The sequence below is a fragment of the Aeromicrobium sp. A1-2 genome (assembly GCF_003443875.1).
GTDB lineage: Bacteria > Actinomycetota > Actinomycetes > Propionibacteriales > Nocardioidaceae > Aeromicrobium.
Map to the genome: position 1 here is coordinate 1899186 of NZ_CP027482.1, position 19240 is coordinate 1918425.

The following is a 19240-nucleotide window of genomic DNA, read 5'->3' on the forward strand; positions in this document are numbered from 1 at the left end:
CACTGCGGACACGGGGGCTAGCGACGAGCCAGACCACGCAGCCTGCGCCGGGGCCTCGGTGCCGGTCGGGACGCGTCCAACAGCTCATCGAACCGGGTCAGCTTGCGGCGCGGGCGACCCTGCTGGGCGCCCCCTTGGCGCTCGGCACGATCGATCGCCCGCCACCCGTCGACATCGATCGCCCCGGGCCGCCGCTCGCGGACCAGCGCCGCAAGGTCGCGCCTCGAGCCGACCGGCTCCGCGAGCAGTCCGGCGTTGAAGTCAGCGACCAGATGTTCGACGGTCTCGTGCGCACACGACTTGTTGGTGCCGATGAACCCGCTGGCCCCCCGCTTGATCCAGCCGACGGCGTACGCGCCGCGGATGCCGTCGACGCGACCGCGGACATTCGGGACGACACCGGCTCGCTCGTCGAACGGCATGTCCGCCAGTGCCACGCCGCGATAGCCGATCGAGCGAAGCACCAGGCCTGTCTCGATGACCTCGGAGTCCTCGGTCGGCTCGGCCAGCAGGGCGCCTCCTCGCTCGACCACCCGGTTGCGCACCACCCGGACGCCGGTCACGGCTTCCTCACCGAGGATCTCAACCGGCGAGGACGTGAAGCGGAGGACGATGCGGCGGTTGCCCGGCCGGGCGGGACGGGCGGCAGCGGCACGAAGGGCCGACAGCTTCTGACCCACCACGACGTCGTCGACGACCTCGGTCAGATCCGTCCCCTCGACCGTGACGTCGATGTCGTCGCGACCCAGCAGGCCGATCAGCTCGGGGAGCGTGAACGCTGCCTGGGCCGCGCCGCGGCGGCCCAGAACGACGACTTCGCGTACCCGACTCCCCCGCAGCGCTTCGAGTGCATGTTCGGCGATGTCGGTGGTCTCCAGGCGAGCCGGGTCGGTGGCCAGGATGCGGGCCACGTCCAGGGCCACATTCCCGTTGCCGACGATCACGGCACGCTCGGCGCTCAGGTCTATCTGTTGGTCAGCGTGATCGGGATGGCCGTTGTACCAAGCCACAAAAGCCGTCGCCGTGCCACTTCCGGGCAGCTGCTCCCCCGGAATGCCCAGGCTGCGGTCCTGCGAGGCGCCGGTGGCGTACACGACGGCATGGTGGTGCTCGGCGAGGTCCGCGTGCGTGAGGTCGGTGCCCACCTCGACGTTGAGCACGTAGTCGAAGCCCGGCTGGTCCTCGATCTGACGAAACAGTCCGTCGATCGACTTGGTGCTCTGGTGGTCCGGAGCCACCCCAGCCCGTACGAGACCGTGGGGTGTGGGGAGCCGTTCGAAGACGTTGACCTCTACGTCGGGCCGTTTGAGCAGCTCGTCCGCGGCGTAGAGCGCTGCCGGCCCCGAGCCGACGATTGCGACTCGCAGCTCTCCCGGAACCTTGGCCAGCACCGGCGCGACGGGAGCCTGGCTGGGGTGCTCCCGACCAGCACCCAGGTGGAACAGCGCATTGACGTCGACGAACGGCAGCTGCTGCTCTTGCAGCTTGGTGTCGGGCACGATCGCGCCGACGGGGCAGGCGCCGACACATGCGCCGCAGTCGACGCACGAGACGGGGTCGATGTAGAGCATCTCGGCCAGGCCGAAGTCATCCTCGTCGGGGGTCGGGTGGATCGCGTTGACGGGGCAGGCGAAGACGCACGACGCGTCGCCGCAGCAGGCCTGGGTGACGACGTGCGCCATCGGTCAGCCCTGCGAGAACGCGACGGGCGGCTCGCTGCGGTAGCGGGACGGGCGCCCGTCGATGCGGCACAGGCGCCACATCAGCCGAGCGAGGCGACCCTGCCGGAGCCCGGACTGCTCGGCGAGCATGCGGACGTCACCGAACAGCTCCTGCAGGCGCTGACGGGACTCCGGCGCCCGCCAGTAGAGGTCCTTCATGACCTCGCGCGGGATGCCGAACTCCTTGCGGAACGCCTTGGACGGCACCATGATCACGTCGCACAGCACCCGCATGATGACGGGGAACAGCAGCGAGACCACGAGCTTTTCGACCCGGCCCAGTCGCGGCGCATTGCGGCGGATGTAGTGGTGCGCGAACGAGATGTGGCGCGCCTCCTCGGCAACGTGGATCTCCATGATGCGCGAGAGCACGGGCGGGAGATTCTTGCCGCTGCGGAGGATGCCCTTCTGCGTGTGGTCGATCGGCTCCTCGCCGGCCAACACCCCGATGAAGAACGCGAACGGAGTGGCCGAGGCCGCCCACGGCAGGATCCCGGCGACCTTGCGCATGAGCCACGGCATGCCCACGACGTCAACCCCGATGCGATTGACGGCCTGCTGGAACATCTGCGTGTGGTGGCACTCCTCGGTCGCCTCGTGTGTGAGGTAGCGATACTCCGCCGAGCCGTTGGGGAGCGTGAAGACGTACTGCATGATGCCGCGGATCAGCATGTTCTCGAACTGCAGCCCGACCTTGAGGATGTTGGCCTGGCGCCACTGCCCGATCTCGATCTGCCGGGCCAGCGGCTGCGCCTGGTACCAGGGATGCGCCCCGAGTGGGTCGACGTCCGCCGGCAGGACCCAACGAGGATCGTCGGGGCGCACCTGGAAGTCCTCGTGGTCCCACGGCACGTCGATGAAGGCGTCGAAGTGCCGGTCGACCGAGGCCTGCGAGAGGCCCTCCAGGATTTCGGCGTACATCTCCGGGGAGACATCGACCGGAATCTCGGGCAGTTCGCCAGTGGGCTGATCGATCGTCTGCGACATCGTGGGCTCCTCGCGCATCGGGTTGTACCGTCAGCATGCGCCATACCCAGGGTATGTGTCAATGACAATGACACATAGAGCGTGTCACATAGATCTACCGGTTCACCCGACTCACAGCTCGGGCTTGATCACAGCCTGCTTGCGGACGATCAGCATGCGCTGCGCCACGGTGATCCCGCTGGCCACCGCGAGTGCCCACAGCGTGATCTCGCGCAGGAACGGGGCGTCGAACAGACCCGAGAGTCCGGTCATCACCAAGATGGCGACGAGCCGGTCCGCCCGTTCGGCGATGCCACCCTTCGCCGTCATGCCGAGGCCCTCGGCCCGGGCCCGGGTGTACGAGGTCAGGTTGCCCAGCACGAGGCAAGCGAGGCTCAGCGCGAGGTAGAGATCCGCACCGCCGAGATCGGTCTCTGCTCCGTCGCGGGAGTAGTAGATCACCAGGCCGGCGAAGATCGCGGCGTCCGCAACCCGGTCGAGGCTCGAGTCGAGGAAGGCACCCCACTTGGACGACTGGCCGGACTTGCGCGCCATGTAGCCATCGATGATGTCGCTGAACACGAAAGCCGTGATGACGAGCACGCCGACGAAGAATTGTCCGCGGGGGAAGAACCACAGGGCGCCGGCGCTCACGCCGATCGTGCCGACCCAGGTCACCCAGTCGGGCTTGACCCCGAGCCGCAGCAGCAGGTCGCCGAGCGGCGCCCACACGTTGGACCAGAACTGACGAAATCGTTCGAGCATGGTTTTACTCCTTGGGCCAGGCGGCCGCGAGCAGCTCGCGGGTCTCGCCCAGCAGTTGCGGCATGATCTTGGTCTGGCCGATGACCGGCATGAAGTTCGCGTCGCCACCCCAGCGGGGGACGACATGCTGGTGCAGGTGCGCCGCGATACCGGCCCCGGCAACGTTGCCCTGGTTCATCCCGAGGTTGAAGCCCTGCGGGCTCGTCACCTCACGCACGGTGCGCATCGCCTGCTGCGTCATCGCGGCGACCTCGGCGGTCTCGGCAGCGGTGAGGTCGGTGTAGTCGGCGACATGTCGAAACGGGCACACCAGGAGGTGCCCGGCGTTGTACGGATACAGGTTGAGCACGGCGTACGCCGTCTCGCCACGGTGCACGATGAGCCCCTCGACGTCATCCATCGCCGGGATGAGGCAGAACGGGCAGTCGGCCTCGTCGCCGGTCGCGGGCTTGCCCTCACCCTTGATGTAGACGATCCGGTGAGGGGTCCACAACCGCTCGAAGGCATCGTGCTCCCCCACACCGTCCTGCTCGTCCTCGGAAGGCGGCGTCACACCTGGACCCGCGCCTTGACCGCCTCGACGATGCGCGCCACGGCGTCATCGATTGCCACACCGTTCTCCTGCTCACCGCTGCGGTAGCGGAACGACACGGCACCACCCTCGATGTCGTCGTCGCCGGCGATCAGCATGAATGGCACCTTCTGGAGCTGCGCGTTGCGGATCTTCTTCTGCATGCGCTCGTCGGAGTTGTCGACCTCGACCCGGATGCCCTCAGCCTTGAGTCGCTTCGCCAACTCCTCGAGGTAGTCCGCGTGCCGCTCGGCGACCGGGATCCCGACAACCTGGACCGGGGCGAGCCACGGCGGGAATGCTCCGGCGTAGTGCTCGACGAGCACCCCCATGAACCGTTCGATCGAACCGAACTTGGCCGAGTGGATCATGACCGGTTGCTGCCGGGTGCCATCCGCGGCGACGTACTCGAGGTTGAAACGCTCGGCCGACGGCTGGTTGAAGTCGTACTGGATCGTCGACATCTGCCACGACCGGCCGATCGCATCGCGGGCCTGCACCGAGACCTTCGGTCCGTAGTAGGCCGCTCCGCCCGGGTCGGGGACGAGCTCGAGACCGGTCTCGAGACACACGTCTTCCAGGACCTTCGTCGCGATGGCCCAGTCCTCATCCGAACCGATGAACTTGTCCTTCGAGGCATCGCGGGTCGACAGCTCGAGATAGAAGTCGTCCAGACCGAAGTCACGCAGCAGGCTCAGCACGAACTTGAGCAGGTGGCGGATCTCCTCAGGCGCCTGCTCGGGCGTGACGTACGAGTGAGAATCGTCCTGGGCGAATCCGCGGACGCGCGTGAGGCCGTGGATCACGCCGGACTTCTCGTGCCGGTAGACGTGCCCGAACTCGAACAGACGCAGCGGCAGCTCGCGATACGACCGGCCACGCGAGCGGTAGATCAGGTTGTGCATGGGGCAGTTCATGGCCTTGAGGCGGTAGTCGTTGCCGTCGACGTCGAGCGCCGGGAACATGCCGTCGCCGTAGTACGGCAGGTGGCCCGAGGTGTAGAACAGCTCCTCCTTGGCGATGTGCGGCGTACCGACGTACTCGAAGCCCTCCTCGATGTGCCGGCGGCGGACGTAGTCCTCCATCTCGCGCTTGATCACACCACCCTTGGGGTGGAAGACCGGCAGGCCTGAGCCGATCTCATCAGGAAAGCTGAACAGGTCGAGCTCGGTGCCGAGGCGACGGTGGTCGCGCCGCTGCGCCTCCTCGATGCGGTGCAGGTGCTCGTCGAGGGCCTCCTTGGTCTCCCAAGCGGTTCCATAGATCCGCTGCAGCTGCTTGTTCTTCTCGTTGCCCCGCCAATAGGCCGCGGCGCTCCGCATGAGCTTGAACGCCGGGATGCGCTTGGTCGTTGGGAGGTGCGGTCCACGGCACAGGTCACTCCACACGACCGAGCCGTCGCGCTTGAGGTTGTCGTAGATCGTGAGGCCGCCGTCACCGACCTCGACGCTCGCGCCCTCGGCTGCGTCGCCGGCGGAGCTCTTGAGCCCGATCAGCTCAAGCTTGTACGGCTCGTCGGCCAGCTCGGTGCGGGCGTCGTCGTCGGCGATCTCGCGCCGATCGAACTTCTGCCCCTCCTTGACGATCTTGCGCATCCGCGACTCGATCTTGTCGAGGTCTTCGGGGACGAACGGATCGGCGACGTCGAAGTCGTAGTAGAAGCCGTCGGTGATCGGCGGGCCGATCCCGAGCTTGGCGTCGGGGAAGAGCTCCTGCACGGCCTGCGCCATGACGTGCGCGGTGGAGTGGCGCAGGATGTCCCGACCATCCTTGGAGTCGATCGCCACGCTGTCGACCCGGTCGCCCTCACCGAGCTCGTACGCCAGGTCCTTGAGCTCGCCATTGACGCGTGCCGCGATGATGTCGGCGGTATCGGCGAACAGCTGCCACGCCTTCGTGCCCGTCTCGACAGCTCGTGCCTCGTCACCCGCATCGGGCTGGGAAGTCAGGACGATCTGGATCTCGGACATGGTGCACCTCAGTTCGGTTCGACGCGCCCTACGGATGGCGCGTTCTGCTTGCCACCACACTAGGGCAGCCCCGTGGCGGTCTGGGCGCTGCCCGCTGCGCTCGCGCATCCGGCCCCAGCGCGCCATGATTGCCTCCATGGAGAAGTTCGCTCCGACTGTGGTCGTGATCGATGATTCGGCCGAGGTGCGGGCGCTGATCAAGACTCATATCAGGCTTTCCGGGTTGCTGACCGTCGTCGATGACGGTGCAGACGGAACGGAGGCGATCGGTCTGGCTCACCGGCACCAGCCTGAGCTCGTGCTGCTCGACATGTCGATGCCCACGCTCGACGCACTCGACGCGCTGCCCGGGATCCTGGCCGTGTCGCCGCACACCCGGGTCGTGATCTATTCGGGGTTCGAGCGAGAGGGCCTCGCGGATCGCGCCCGCGAGCTCGGCGCCACGGCATTCTTCGAGAAGTCAATGCCGGTCGCTCGTCTGCCGATCGAGCTGCGTGCCCTCCTGGACGCGGAGCCATTCGCTCCCGCGCCGCCCGCTCCCGCGCCGGACCAACCGACCGAGGGACGCAACGTCCTCGACGAGCACCTCGAACGGTTCCTCGAGGTCTTCGACGAGGCCGCGATCGGCATGGCGACGATGACCCTCACAGGCGGGATCGTGCGGGCGAACAGGGCTCTCGCTCGGCTGCTGATGCACCCGCAAGACGATCTGGTCGGCGTTGACTACGCGACGCTCACTGCCGGCCGGGCCGAGAGCCTGGAGGGTGCCCTCGAGCAGATCAACTCCGCCGCAGCCGACCTGGTCCACATCGAGCACGACGTGGCCGGCGCTCCCGGGCCGCGTACCGTCCTGGTTGCCCTCGCCGCCGTACGTGACAGTGGCGGGCAGGCGCTCTACATCTTCGTCCAGGCGCAGGACATCACCGCCCAACGAGCCGCCGAGGGCGAGCTGCGCCGCAGCGAGGACCGGTTTCGGCTGCTGGTCGAGGCTGTCGACGACTACGCGATCTTCATGCTGTCGCCCGAGGGCATTGTCGCCAGCTGGAACCCCGGCGCGCAGCGCAGCAAGGGCTACACCGGCCAGGAGATCATCGGGCAGCACTTCCGGATCTTCTATCCCGCCGATCGGCAGGCAGCGCGCCATCCGGAGCACGAGCTGGCAGTTGCCCTCCAACAGGGCCGCTACCAGGAGGAGGGGTGGCGGGTCCGTCAGGACGGGACGCAGTTCTGGGCCCACGTCCTCATCTCCGCAGTCTTCAACGATCGCGGAGAACACATCGGGTTCGCCAAGGTCACTCGCGACATCACCGAGCGTCGCGCCTACGAACAGGAGCGCGATGGAGCGGCAGCGGCGCTCGCTGAGGCCAATGTCGAGCTGGAGTCGCTCAACGGGCGGCTCCAGCAAGCTCTGACAGACCAGGCCCAGTTCCTCGCCGTCACCTCCCACGAACTGCGCACCCCCGCAGCCGTGCTCGGTGGCTCAGCCGACACCCTGGCACGGCACTGGACCGAGCTGACCGAGGGCGAGCGGGCCACCCTGCTCGAGGGGATGAGCACGAGCGCGGCCCGGCTGCGGCGGCTCCTCTCGGACCTGCTGACCGCGTCACGGCTCGACGCCAACGCGCTCGCGCTGCACCCCGAACGCCTCCGGGTGAGCCAGCTGCTCGAGACCGCTGTTCGTACGGCCCAAACAACACTGGCCGATCCGGGAATTCGCATCGCGCCGGGCCCTGAGATCGAGGTCATGGCCGATCCGTACCGGATCGGCCAGGCCATCGACAACCTGGTCGACAACGCCCTGACCCACGGCGGCGCACCTGTCGGTCTCAGCGCCAACCTCGCCGGCACGATGGCCGAGATCCGGGTCACCGACTCCGGCGACGGCGTCGACCCCGGCATCGTGCCGCGGCTGTTCGAGCGATTCGCCACGGGTGACAGCATCGGCGGGACCGGTCTTGGCCTGTTCATCGTGCGCGAGCTGGCCCGCGCCAATGGTGGCGACGCCAGGTACGAGCCGGAGGGCCCTGGCCACGCCTCTGGCGCGTTCGTGCTGACCGTCCCGCTGGCCTGACCGTCAGGCTGGCGGCACCTGGGGTATCGGGAGCAGTAGCGCTGCGGGCGCATGGGCCGGGACGGCAGGTGACCGCGGCGCGACGGTCGCCACCCGGACGTACGGCTCGCCGAGCGGCGGACGCGCGTCCGACTCTCCATTGTTGGGCCACAGCGCCATGGCGCGCTCGGCCTGGGCCGTGATCGTCAGGGACGGGTTGACACCCAGGTTCGCGGTGATCGCCGAACCATCCGTCACGTGCAGACCGTCATAGCCGAACACCCGCTGGTAGGGATCGATCACTCCGGTTTCGGCGGACTCGCCGATGACACAGCCACCGATGAAGTGGGCTGTCATCGGGATGCCGGCCAGGTCGGCGGTCGAGCTGCCGGCGCTGCCGCCGATGCTTTCGGCAAGATCGCGAGTGACCCGGTTGGCCATCGGGATCCAGCTGGGGTTTGGATCGCCGACACCCTGCTTGCTGGTCATCCGGCGGCCGAACAGTCCACGCTTGAGGTAGGTCGTGATCGAGTTGTCGAGCGTCTGCATGACCAGCACCACGATCGACTGCTCGGCCCAGCGGCGCGGATTGTGGATCGCGATCGCCCGGCGTATGCCCAGCGTTCGATAGGCCCGCCACACCGCCTTGATCTGCGAGCCACCGTGGCCACCGTCGACCAGCGGTGCGTTGATCAATCCCAGGGCGCTCGAGCCACGTCCATAGCGGCAGACCTCGACGTGGGTGTGGTCATCGGGATGGAATGACGCCGTGATGGCGACGCCCGGCGTGAAGTCGGCGTCCCTGCGCATCGACCGGGCGGTCAGGACCGCCTCGGAGTTGGTCCGGCTCAGCTCACCGATGCGCGGTGAGAGATCCGGCAGCGCACCGGCCCTGAGGCGGTGCAAGAGCTGTTGGGTGTTGAGCGCATTGCCCGCGAAGACCACGTGCTCGGCGGTGTAGGTCCGGCGACGCAGCGGGTTGCCGGTACGTCGGGTCCGTACGGCGTACCCGCCGCGACTCCCGCCATCGGCCCCGGGCGACAGCGGTCGCACGTCGGTCACGGTGGTCATCGGGTGCACCACTGCGCCGGCGCCCTCCGCCAGGTGCAGATAGTTCTTGACGAGGGTGTTCTTGGCGTTGTGCCGGCAGCCGGTCATGCAGGCGCCACAGTCGATGCAGGCACGGCGATCCGGGCCGGCCCCGCCGAAGAACGGGTCGGCGACGGCATCGCCCGGCTGCACTCCGTGAGCCGCACCGAAAAGCACGCCGACCTCGGTCGGGTGGAACGTCTCCTCGACGCCATAGTCACGAGCGATCGCGCGGAGTCGATCGTCGGCAGGGCTGGTCCCCGGGTAGGTCGTGACGCCGAGCATCTTCTTGGCCTGCGCGTAGTGCGGAGCGAGCTCGTCCTTCCAGTCCGTGACGTGCGCCCACTGGCGATCGCGGTAGAACGCGTCGAGCGGTTCGTAGAGCGTATTGGCGTAGACCAGGGAGCCACCGCCGACGCCTGCCCCGCTCGCGATCAGGACGTCCCGCAGCAAGGTGATGCGCATGATCCCAAAGCAACGGGCCCACGGAGCCCAGAGATAGCGCGTGGCGCGCCAGTTGTTCTTGGGCAGCTGGTCGTCGGCGAAGCGGCGTCCGGCCTCCATCACGCCGACCCGATAGCCCTTCTCGGTGAGGCGGAGCGCAGCCACGCTGCCTCCGAAACCGGAACCGACCACCAGGACGTCATAGTCATGCTTGCTCATGACTGCACCTTACGACCCTTGTTGACACTCTGCCAATAGGACGCGAAACTTGTCCCATGACCGCGACCCGCCAACGCCTCGCTCCGGCCGAGCGACGGCAGCAGATCCTTGACGCGGCGCGCGTTCTCTATTCCGACCGCCCGTACGACGAGGTGTCGACCGGCGAGCTGGCCGAGGCTGCCGGGGTTGCCCGTGGCCTGATCAACCACTATTTCGGTGACAAGCGTGAACTGTTTTTACAGGTCATGCGCGACTCGGTCCTGATGCCCGAGCGGCCGCTCGACGGACTCGACGGCAAGCCGATCCAGGAACGGGCCCGGCTCACGATGGACTGGATCCTCGACGCGGCCACGACGTACGGCCAGGCGTGGATCGCCGCCAGTGGTGCCGCCAACTTGCACGGCAGCTCCGACATCCAAGCCATCGTCGACGAGGCGGACGACCGTGCCGCCCGGCTGGTCCTCGACGCCCTGGGACTACCCGACGACGCGCACCTGCGTGCCCGCCTGCGGCCCACCGCAGCCCTCACCAAGTCAGTCTGCCGAGAGTGGCTCCAGCGCGGTACGTTCACGCGTGACGAGGCGCTCGACCTGCTCACCACGTCCGTCCTGCTCTTCGTCCAGAAGGATCCCCCCATGAAGGAACCCCGCCCATGACATCCATCGGCATCATCGGCTCCGGTTTCGGCGCGATCGCCGTCGCGGTCGAGCTCAAGCGCTCGGGCCACACCGACATCCGGCTCTGGGAGCGCTCGACCGATCTCGGCGGAGTGTGGCGGGACAACACCTATCCGGGTGCCGGCTGCGACGTCCCGTCGCCGCTCTACTCGTTCTCCTACGAGCCCAACCCGCGATGGACGCGCAGGTACGCGCTGCAGGAGGAGATCCACGCCTACATCAGGTCCGTCGCGGACAAGTACGGCATCTCTCCGCTCGTGCGCTTCGGCGCCGAGGTCGTCGCCGCCACATGGGACGAGGACTCCTCGACGTGGTCGGTCCGATTCGACGACGAGACCGTCGAGACCGTCGACGTCCTGGTCAGCGCGGTCGGGCAGCTGTCTCGACCCGCGCTGCCGGGCATCGAGGGCGTCGACTCGTTCACCGGCACGTCATTCCACTCCGCGGAGTGGGACCACACCTTTGACGCGACCGGCAAGTCCATCGCGGTCGTCGGAGCCGGTGCCAGTGCCGTGCAGTTCATCCCGCACCTGGCCCGCGACGCCAGCCGGCTCGTGGTGTTCCAGCGCTCCCCCAACTACCTGATGCCCAAGCCCGACAAGCCCTACAAGCCGTTCCACAAGACCTTGTTCAAGTTCCTGCCGATCAGCCAGCGGATCGAGCGTGGTGGCATCTGGGCCATCATGGAGCAGTTCGCGCGGGGGCTCGATGCGCAGTCGCGCGTCGGCCGGATCAACGGGGTCATCGCCCGGCGTCACCTGCGCAAGCAGGTCAAGGACCCGTCGCTGCAGGCATTGCTCACCCCGGACTACCCGATCGGGTGCAAGCGCATCCTGTTCTCCAACGAGTTCTACCCCGCTCTCGCGCAGGACAACGTCCAGGTCGTGCCGCACCGGGTCACGCGCGTGACACCCACAGGGGTCGTCGACGCCGACGGTGTCGAGCACGAGGTCGACGCGATCATCTACGCCACCGGATTCGACAGCCAGGACTTCCTCGAGTCGATCGACATCACCGGGGTCGGCGGCCAAAAGCTCGCGACCCAATGGGCCGATGGCGCGCATGCGTACCTCGGGATGTACGTCCCCAACTTCCCCAACCTGTTCGTCACGTACGGGCCCAACACCAACCTCGGCGGAGGATCGGTCATCTACATGCTCGAAGCCCAGGCCAGGCACATGAGGCAGGCCGTCGACCGGCTCGAGGCCGGCAGCTACGCCTCGGTCGAGGTCACCCAAGCCGCTGAGCAGGCGTACGACCAGGAGCTTTCGCACAAGCTCGACCACTCGGTGTGGGGCAGTTGCGACAACTGGTACCGCCACCCATCGGGCCGCATCACCTCGAACTGGCCCGGCGCGACGTTGCCGTTCGCCCAGGCCACCAAGGTCCTCGAGCCGACTGCGTTCCACTGGTCATGACGATCTATCCAGCAGAGCCTTGGGACCTGCACGGTCACGCCTACATCGGGATGTGGTTGGTGCCGCGCAGCAGCGCGCCTGCGCCGCACTCGCCCGCGACCCGGACCGTCACGATCTTCGGCCGCGCGATCGTGGCCGCAGCGTTCTTCGTCTACGAGGAGCCGAGCCCACTGACGTACGACGAGATCATGACGACGGTGCTCGTGCGACAAGGCTGGCGTCCGCGGGTGTCGATCACGCATATCTGGGTCAACAGCCCGGCGTCGCGCGACGGCGGAAGAGACCTGTGGGCCATCCCCAAGGATCTCGCGGACTTCGAGGTTGCGCCGCACTCGTCCTATGCCGCCCAAGGCATCGGATCGCTGACGATCGGCCGCGTGCGTCGACTTCCGTGGGCGATCCCGTCCGGCTTCCGCATCGCGCAGGATCGCGACGGATCGCTGCTGGTCTCCCGCGTCACGGGACGGATCCGACTAGGGGCCGGACACGGCCGATGGTCGTTCGCTGCGGACGGACCGCTGGGTTTCCTGGCCGGCCGCAAGCCGCTGCTGACCCTGGCGGCGAAGCCGTTCCGTCTGATCTTCGGCCAGCGATGACGTGCCGTCGCCTGAGGCCGTCAGTCCCGGTCCGGTAGGGCGAGCAGACCCGTCGCGCCCTTGACGGCGTCCGGGAGCACACGTTCGATCTCGGCGCCTGCCGCAGCAACCACACTGGTGTCGACCGCGACGCCGCCCGAACCGACCTGGACCTTGGCCGCACCGACGTCGACCGCCACGCCGTCGGTCCGGCGCACGGCAACCAGCGGCGTGGATGCCGCCTCTCTCGCGCTTGGAGCCACGGACGTCGTGGGCTTGGATCGCGTGCTGGCCGGCTTCGACTCGGCCCGGGCTGACACGACCGGGGCTCGAGGAGCGTCGGCGACCACGGCGGGTGCCGAGGTCGCGGGGCTCTTCGGCGGCTCTGCCCTCGTCGTCACCATCGTCGGCGCGGCGAGGACCACGATCGCGGCGATGGCCGCCTCGGCCGCAGGCGTTGCGGCGGTGAACAGGATGCCCTTCACGGCCGCAGCCAGTTTGACCACACCGAGACCGCCTCCGTGCGCCGCCGCCAGGCCTCCACCTGCCGCTATCACCGTGGCTGCTGCTGGCACGCCGATGGACCCGATCTCGCGGTTGACCTCCTCGAGGTCGAGGTAGATGGCCATGCAGTCCTGACACGCCGAGAGGTGCGCGTGCACCTTTTCCTGATCTCGGCTGCCGGCGGTCCTCCGCACGACGCCCGCCAGCGACTTCCGGGTTGCGCGGCACGCAGATGCTCCGGTCCGGTCGTCGGTCTTGACGTGCTGCTGCAGGTACGCCTCGCGCAAACCTGAGCGGGCGCGGTAGACCAGCGCCGAGACACTGTTGGGTTTCAGGCCGAGGATCGGCGCCAGCTCGTTGGGCTGGCGGCCCTCGACGTCCAGGTGCCACAGCACGGTCCGCCAGCGCTCGGGCAGCGACTCGTAGGCGGCGCGGATCGTGGACGTCTCGAAGCCGTCGAGATTTCCCCCGCCGAACGGAGCCACCGAGTCGATGGCCGACTCGTCGTCGGTCGGCATGACCCGCTTGTTGGCCTTGGCGCGCCGACCGGACTCATGCCGGATCGTCGTAAAGAGATACGCACGGAAGGCCCGGTCTGGCCCCTTGCCACGATTGAGCAGGTCGAGGACCTGCGCGAACGACTCCGACACGACGTCATCGGCCTCCTCGCGCTGGCCCAGGTGGCGCGCCAGTCGGCGGGCTGCGAAAACGTAGCGGTCGTACAGCACCGCGTAGGCCTCGACCGAGGAACCTCGGGTCAGTTCGAGCAGCTCGACGTCTTCGAGCTCGACGAGCGTCGACATCGGAATCGTGCCTGTTTTTTTTCGAGTGGACATTGGTCGTACTCCCCTGGATCAGTACGGGACATATCTGAGGTGACAGCTTCGGTCCCGGTTGAAAATTCAACCCTCACACCCAGCATGCCGACACATGTGCGCGCCCGCTCACTGGGAACTCGTGAGATAACTCACCAGTAACATACGCCAAGATCGACCATTGCGACAAGGCGTTCCGATTAACACGGCACCTCCCGGATGCCAGAACGATCACAACCCGCCACTCTCGACGATCCCAGGCCCCACAACATTCTTGTGCTGTAATTCCAGTCATAAGTCGCCAGTGCGCCTGGTGTCGGCAAGGCGATCTAGAGGGGAGGTCATCGAATCTTCCGCCAGGCGGTGCACGATCTCCCGCTAGGCATCATCTGCACCACACGTCCCACATCTGACGTTCGAGTTGGCCGCTGGTCTGGGCCATTCCCGAGCCACCGCCGGCGGCCAGTCAGGCCCGTCGCACGGCCTACGCCGTCCCGCGAACCTCCCGTCTCGGTACGATACCGGCAGCACCGGAGCTAGAGGCATCCCATGGTCACGGCGGAAATCTGGGAACACACCCTTCGCGCTGACGCACGCGTGGAAGCCTTCGTAGCGCGATGCCTCGCCCCGGAGTGCCACTGGCGGATATCCCAACCCGGCTCGGCGATCGACCAGGATCTCGTCCTTGCCGACTGGGACATTCACGTCGACCAGGTGCGGACCGAACTCGAGACGGACGGCCCGCTCGCGTCGCCGGCCATGATCCATGGCCGCAGAGATCCCGCCGCGATCATCGCCCACCGGTTGAGCCTCAAACGAAGGCGCGCGGCGACCACGCAGAAACGACTTGCCGCCAGGACGGTGGGTCGCGAGTTGCGACGCCGCCGTCAGAAGTCGGCGCGCGACCGTCGCGCGAACCGCTGGAAGGACCGGAGTAACGTGTGGTGGGCCTGGAGCCGGACGAACTGGGCCACGCGGATGGTGTGGATCTTCGGCCACGTCCTGGTAGTCGTGCTCGCGCTCCTGGGCGTGCTCGTGCTGATTGCTCTGATCCTGCGCGCAATCCTTCCGGTTGTGCTTGGCCTGGCCATCATCTACGGCGCGTTCCTCCTGGTTCGCCGGATGCTGACCTCGCAGTAGCGCAGGTCGGGACTGGCTCCGGGTCACTCGCAGGCGATTCCGTCGCCGTCGCGGTCGAGCTTTCGTGAATAGCCGGCCTGTCCCCTGCGGATGGGAGCCGCGCCCGCCGCCCGCACGGCAGTGCAATTGGCGTAGAAGGTGCTGGCGGGCGCCTCGGGCGTACTCGCCAGTTTGCGAGCCGGCGCAGGTGTCGTGGGCTTGGGCTTGCTCTTGGGCAGGGCCGCCGCAGTGGGCGCTGGGCCGGGGGCTGGCGCAAGCATGTCAACGCAGCTTGACAGCACGCGGACCATCGCGTCGAGCTCTGCGGAGGTGACCCAGACGTCGTACTTGCTCTTCACCGCCACCTGCCGCGCGACGTACTCGCACCGGTAGGGCTTGTTGGGGGGCAGCCAAGTCGCGGCGTCCCCGTCACCCTTGGCGCGGTTGGCTCCGGCGTCGACGGCGAGCAGGTTCAGCGGATCGTTGGCGAACGCGAGACGCTTCTCGGCGGCCCACTTCCCGGCCCCCTTCTGCCACGCGTCGCTGAGCGCGACGACGTGGTCGATGTCGACCTCGCTGGCACCCCCGTACTGGAAGCGAATCATCGTGCCGGTGTACGGGTCGGGGTCAAGGGTGCCCGCGAGCGCCTTGCAGTAGTTCTCCATGTCCCGATCGGTCAGATCCCTGCGCAGGATGTCGTTGCGGGTGTCGCAGCCGTTCCGGTCGGCGTCGAACCAGGCCTGACCGAACGCGTCCCTTGAGTAGCCGGTCTTGGGTGCCCGGCCCTTCACCGCGAGGGATGCCACGGCGGCCAGCGCGGTCCCCTGGCCTGCCGTCTTGGGGCTGACGGTCGGCTTCGTGGCTGACGGGGCGGGAGCGGGGGTGGGGGTCGGCGTAGGGGTGGTCGTGGAAGCTGGCGCGGTGACCGGCGGGTCGGCCGGTGGGTCTGCGGTCGCACCGCCGGCGATGAACAGCCCCAGCGCTGCCGCGAGAGCAATACCTCCGGCGGCACGTCCACGTAGGCGCGCCCACCCGACGCGGCCGCGGATCAGGGCGACCACCGCGACGACCAGGACGTACAGGCCCGACAAGATGAACAAGCCACTTGCTCCTGAGGATGCACCCCCCAGGACGGCCACAAGGATCAGTCCGCCCCAACCAAAGATGATTGCCAGCGCCGAGCGGACCCTGCCGACTCGATGCGGGTCAGGGCTGAGGTCCGCGCGACCGGCGGCATCGGCTGCTTGCGACGGTGTGGCCGGCGAGGAGACAGGAGCGAAGTGCTCGGTCCAACGTGACCCGTCCCAGTAGCGCACGCCGTCATCAGTGGGATACCAACCGGCCGGATGGCTCATGCCCATCCCTTCGGTCAGAACGTCGAATGACCGGCCCTATGCGACAGACCGTTGCGAAAGTGACGGTAGCGAACTCTCGGCACTCACGCCGGTGATTGGCCAGACGACTTCCTGGGGCTTCTTCACCCCACGCGACCCGACCTCGGGGCAGGGGCAGACCAACGTTCGAGGGACGTGCAGTTTCACGTACGCGCTCGGCAGGAAGAGCCTAGGATTCGGCCGACAGCACTTCACTCTTCGTCCAAGGAACGTCATGACTCGACACCCGTTCACCGCGGCGCTCTGCTCCGCCGCCCTGTGCAGCACCGCGCTCTTCGTCGTGGCATCGCCCGCCGAGGCGGCGAACAAGACCTACAAGAACTGCACGGCCCTGAACAAGGACTACAAGCACGGCATCGGTAAGTCCGGGGCACGGGACAAGACGTCCGGCAAGCCAGTCACCAACTTCAAGCGCAGCAACACCATCTATGCCAAGAACAAGAAGTCCGATCGCGACAAGGACGGCATCGCCTGCGAGAAGCGCTGACACTCCTCTCACATCGCGCTGCGGACCACCTGCCAGGTGGTCCGCAGATTCGTCGCGCATCTGGTCAATCAGAAAAACCCTCCGTTGGGAGGGTGAATCTGGGTGGGCGATACTGGGTTCGAACCAGTGACCTCTTCGGTGTGAACGAAGCGCGCTACCACTGCGCCAATCGCCCTCGTGCGTCAGAGACTCTAACCTACCGGCCGCGGAGCCCCCGCAGGAGGCCGTCCTACGGATCCGAAGTCTTCGCGGCTTCCCGCGCCCAGATCGCCTGCGCCTGTTGCGTGACGGGGCCGGGCGCCTCGAGCTCGCGGTCGTCGACCTTGCTGATGGCCTGGACGTCTCGCGTGGTGCCGACGAGGATCACCTCGTCGGCGGTCTGGAGCACCTCGATCGGCGCATCGCGCTCGATCACGTCGAGCTCACCCGCGCACCACTCCAGCACCAGGGCACGGGTGATGCCCGCCAGCGGGCCGGCCTGCAGGGTCGGGGTGATGAGCTGCCCGTCTACGACGTAGAAGATGTTCGACCCGGTCCCCTCGCACAGCAACCCGACCGTGTTGGGCATGACGGACTCGGAGGCCCCTCGGGCGAGAGCGTGCTCGATCATCAGGGCGTTCTCGGCGTACGACGTCGTCTTGAGCCCAGAGACGGCCCCTCGCTCGTTGCGCGGCCACGGGACCGTCACGATGCCCGCTACGCCCGGCGGCCTGGTGGAAGGCTCGGAGATGACGATATTGGTCAGGCCGGCGCTACCCCGCGGCGAGCCGAGCGGCCCGGTCCCCGAGGTGACCGTGACGCGGATGCGTCCAAACGGGATGTCCTGTCCATCCATCGTCGCGGCGACGCCCTCACGGATCGCGCCGATGTCCGGCCTGCCGATCCCGAGGCCCTCGGCGGACCTCACGAGGCGGTCGAGGTGTCGCGTCAGCGCGAACGGTTCGTTGCGGCTGATTTGGACGGTTTCGAAGACTCCGTCGCCGACAATCATCCCGTGATCGAGCGGGCTGATGACCGGTTCGCCCGGAGATTGCAGCACGTGGCCGTTGACCCATGTCCTCATGCGGCAACGCTACCCCCACCCCAATTTGGGATACCTCCATCGGATCGGCTAAAGTCTCGTGTCGCCTCAATTTGAGGCATTGCGGACATAGCTCAGTGGTAGAGCATCACCTTGCCAAGGTGAGGGTCGCGAGTTCGAATCTCGTTGTCCGCTCGGAGGGTCTCCATACCCATCCAACGGTGGGTTGGCCGAGAGGCGAGGCAACGGACTGCAAATCCGTTTACACGGGTTCAAATCCCGTACCCACCTCGAAAGTCACAATTGAATACGCACGGGCGATTGGCGCAGCGGTAGCGCGCTTCCCTGACACGGAAGAGGTCACTGGTTCAAACCCAGTATCGCCCACCATGAGAATCCCTCCCCACCGGAGGGATTTTCTCATTTACTCGGCAGTGCGGTCCTTCCACGACCGAACCACCCAGGGAGACGACATGACCGGCCAGAACCCACGCGCGACCAGGCCGCCGGGCCGGGTCCACACGATCGTCGGCGGCGTCTTCGGAGTCATGGCCATCCTGTTCTTCCCCATCCTGTTCGGCCCACTCGGAGCCATTTTGGGATTCATGGGTCACCGCAAGGGCGACAGGCCGCTGGGCACGTACGTCGGCGCCGGCTCGATCATGACCACGATCATCGGCATCACCCTGGGCGCCATCGCTAGCTCGGTGAGCTAGCACCACTCCTCGGGGCGGTCGTAGCCCTTCGCCGGCACCAACAGGTCAGCCTCGATCCAGCTGACTCCGAGGTGGTTGCCCACGCCTCCGGACACGACCGCGACCAAGGCAAACCATTTGCCCCCGCTGTCGCGACGCCACTCGATCAGCAGGCCCGGCCATGGCGTCAGGCTGCCGTACTCCTTGGACTGCTTGACCCACACGTGGCGGTGCGGCTGCCTGGCAGGGTCGCGCCGATCCCCCTCGGATCGGTCCACGAATCCCATCCGGCCATGATAGAACACCTGTTCGACTGGATGCGCCATAGGCCATCCGTGCGAGCAACTCCCCCGCCCGGAAGAACTGAATGAGGATCCGTCTTGTCAGATGCTCGAAACCGTCCTAATATCTTGTCGAAAATCTCTGTGATGTGACGGTTGTGGGGAGGCCTGGCATGACACGACGACGCAGGAGTTCAGGGTACGAATCACCGATTGCCGAGGACGAACTGAGCTGGCGGATGGGGTCCAGCGCGGGTCGTCGGCTCGAGGAACGACTCAGGTCGACTGGCTGGACGCGAGGCCGCACTCTCCCGGTGGAGGAGATCGCCGCAGAGGACTGACCTCGCGGTGCGGCGGAGTTGAGGGGCCCCGCGGTCGGCGATGCCCAGGGAGTGGGCCAGCGCCGGCGGCGGGGCTGCGTCCGTGCTGCATTTGGGAGTGGCTCGCTCGGACATCGGC

Annotated in this window: 17 protein-coding genes and 4 tRNA genes; 10 read left to right on the forward strand and 11 right to left on the reverse strand. The window is 67.2% G+C overall.

Annotated elements, in window-relative coordinates; genetic code table 11:
* Positions 1 to 17: 17 nt before the first annotated feature.
* The 5 genes from C6I20_RS09270 to thrS form a co-directional block, all read right to left on the reverse strand.
* Entirely contained in the window at positions 18 to 1682 is a 1665-nt protein-coding gene (locus tag C6I20_RS09270; RefSeq protein ID WP_118395701.1) for an FAD-dependent oxidoreductase, read from the reverse strand.
* Positions 1683 to 1685: 3 nt separating this feature from the next.
* Positions 1686 to 2708: a diiron oxygenase gene (locus tag C6I20_RS09275; RefSeq protein ID WP_118398780.1), complete on the reverse strand. Its 1023-nt coding sequence runs from the start codon at positions 2706 to 2708 to the stop codon at positions 1686 to 1688.
* 111 nt (positions 2709 to 2819) lie between these two features.
* Entirely contained in the window at positions 2820 to 3452 is a 633-nt protein-coding gene (gene pgsA / locus C6I20_RS09280; RefSeq protein WP_118395702.1) for a phosphatidylinositol phosphate synthase, read from the reverse strand.
* A gap of 4 nt (positions 3453 to 3456) precedes the next feature.
* Positions 3457 to 4005, reverse strand: a complete 549-nt coding sequence (locus C6I20_RS09285) for an HIT domain-containing protein (protein ID WP_118395703.1) — start codon at positions 4003 to 4005, stop codon at positions 3457 to 3459.
* The gene (gene thrS, locus C6I20_RS09290) at positions 4002 to 5993 is read right to left on the reverse strand and encodes a threonine--tRNA ligase (RefSeq protein WP_118395704.1); all 1992 of its coding nucleotides are present in this window, start codon (positions 5991 to 5993) and stop codon (positions 4002 to 4004) included. Before thrS ends, C6I20_RS09285 begins: the two co-directional genes overlap by 4 nt.
* Before the next feature lie 136 nt (positions 5994 to 6129).
* On the opposite strand from thrS, the gene C6I20_RS09295 reads away from it, so the two are divergent.
* Entirely contained in the window at positions 6130 to 8064 is a 1935-nt protein-coding gene (locus C6I20_RS09295; RefSeq protein WP_254052092.1) for a PAS domain S-box protein, read from the forward strand.
* Positions 8065 to 8067: 3 nt separating this feature from the next.
* Here the strand turns inward: C6I20_RS09295 and C6I20_RS09300 are convergent, their stop codons facing one another.
* Positions 8068 to 9795 carry a GMC oxidoreductase gene (locus C6I20_RS09300; RefSeq protein ID WP_118395706.1) on the reverse strand — a complete coding sequence of 576 codons (1728 nt, stop codon included), beginning with the start codon at positions 9793 to 9795 and terminating at the stop codon, positions 8068 to 8070.
* 56 nt (positions 9796 to 9851) lie between these two features.
* On the opposite strand from C6I20_RS09300, the gene C6I20_RS09305 reads away from it, so the two are divergent.
* Genes C6I20_RS09305 through C6I20_RS09315 form a run of 3 tightly spaced genes read left to right on the forward strand, consistent with a single transcriptional unit; the run spans position 9852 to position 12486 of the window.
* Positions 9852 to 10451: a TetR/AcrR family transcriptional regulator gene (locus tag C6I20_RS09305; RefSeq protein ID WP_118395707.1), complete on the forward strand. Its 600-nt coding sequence runs from the start codon at positions 9852 to 9854 to the stop codon at positions 10449 to 10451.
* Complete coding sequence (locus tag C6I20_RS09310) at positions 10448 to 11890, forward strand: NAD(P)/FAD-dependent oxidoreductase (RefSeq protein ID WP_118395708.1); 1443 nt, start codon at positions 10448 to 10450, stop codon at positions 11888 to 11890. The genes C6I20_RS09305 and C6I20_RS09310 overlap by 4 nt, the downstream gene beginning before the upstream one ends.
* Positions 11887 to 12486, forward strand: coding sequence for an acetoacetate decarboxylase family protein (locus C6I20_RS09315; protein WP_118395709.1), 600 nt, complete (start codon positions 11887 to 11889; stop codon positions 12484 to 12486). The genes C6I20_RS09310 and C6I20_RS09315 overlap by 4 nt, the downstream gene beginning before the upstream one ends.
* 20 nt (positions 12487 to 12506) lie before the next feature.
* On the opposite strand, the gene C6I20_RS09320 is transcribed toward C6I20_RS09315, so the two are convergent.
* The gene (locus C6I20_RS09320; protein ID WP_162891240.1) at positions 12507 to 13772 is read right to left on the reverse strand and encodes an RNA polymerase sigma factor; all 1266 of its coding nucleotides are present in this window, start codon (positions 13770 to 13772) and stop codon (positions 12507 to 12509) included.
* 561 nt (positions 13773 to 14333) lie between these two features.
* Here C6I20_RS09320 and C6I20_RS09325 point away from each other — a divergent pair.
* Positions 14334 to 14924, forward strand: coding sequence for a hypothetical protein (locus C6I20_RS09325; protein WP_118395711.1), 591 nt, complete (start codon positions 14334 to 14336; stop codon positions 14922 to 14924).
* A gap of 23 nt (positions 14925 to 14947) precedes the next feature.
* Here C6I20_RS09325 and C6I20_RS09330 read toward each other — a convergent pair whose 3' ends face one another.
* Positions 14948 to 16258, reverse strand: coding sequence for a DUF1524 domain-containing protein (locus C6I20_RS09330; RefSeq protein WP_118398781.1), 1311 nt, complete (start codon positions 16256 to 16258; stop codon positions 14948 to 14950).
* A gap of 253 nt (positions 16259 to 16511) precedes the next feature.
* On the opposite strand from C6I20_RS09330, the gene C6I20_RS09335 reads away from it, so the two are divergent.
* Complete coding sequence (locus C6I20_RS09335) at positions 16512 to 16784, forward strand: excalibur calcium-binding domain-containing protein (protein WP_118395712.1); 273 nt, start codon at positions 16512 to 16514, stop codon at positions 16782 to 16784.
* A 103-nt stretch (positions 16785 to 16887) separates the two neighbouring features.
* Here C6I20_RS09335 and C6I20_RS09340 read toward each other — a convergent pair.
* Together C6I20_RS09340 and C6I20_RS09345 are read right to left on the reverse strand one after the other, a co-directional pair.
* Positions 16888 to 16959 (reverse strand) — tRNA-Val (locus C6I20_RS09340).
* A gap of 54 nt (positions 16960 to 17013) precedes the next feature.
* A complete protein-coding gene (locus C6I20_RS09345) occupies positions 17014 to 17847 on the reverse strand; it encodes an aminotransferase class IV (RefSeq protein ID WP_118395713.1) in 834 nt (277 codons plus the stop codon).
* 81 nt (positions 17848 to 17928) lie between these two features.
* Between C6I20_RS09345 and C6I20_RS09350 the strand changes: the two genes are divergently transcribed.
* The 4 genes from C6I20_RS09350 to C6I20_RS09365 all read left to right on the forward strand — a co-directional run bounded on the left by C6I20_RS09350 (position 17929) and on the right by C6I20_RS09365 (position 18521).
* Positions 17929 to 18000: transfer RNA gene (locus C6I20_RS09350), tRNA-Gly, on the forward strand.
* A 25-nt stretch (positions 18001 to 18025) separates the two neighbouring features.
* Positions 18026 to 18096: transfer RNA gene (locus C6I20_RS09355), tRNA-Cys, on the forward strand.
* Between the two features lie 24 nt (positions 18097 to 18120).
* A tRNA-Val gene (locus C6I20_RS09360) sits at positions 18121 to 18195 on the forward strand.
* Between the two features lie 83 nt (positions 18196 to 18278).
* Positions 18279 to 18521, forward strand: a complete 243-nt coding sequence (locus C6I20_RS09365) for a hypothetical protein (RefSeq protein ID WP_118395714.1) — start codon at positions 18279 to 18281, stop codon at positions 18519 to 18521.
* Here C6I20_RS09365 and C6I20_RS09370 read toward each other — a convergent pair.
* Complete coding sequence (locus C6I20_RS09370; RefSeq protein WP_162891241.1) at positions 18518 to 18787, reverse strand: hypothetical protein; 270 nt, start codon at positions 18785 to 18787, stop codon at positions 18518 to 18520. The two genes, C6I20_RS09365 and C6I20_RS09370, sit on opposite strands and share 4 nt — an antisense overlap.
* Positions 18788 to 19240 lie beyond the last annotated feature (453 nt).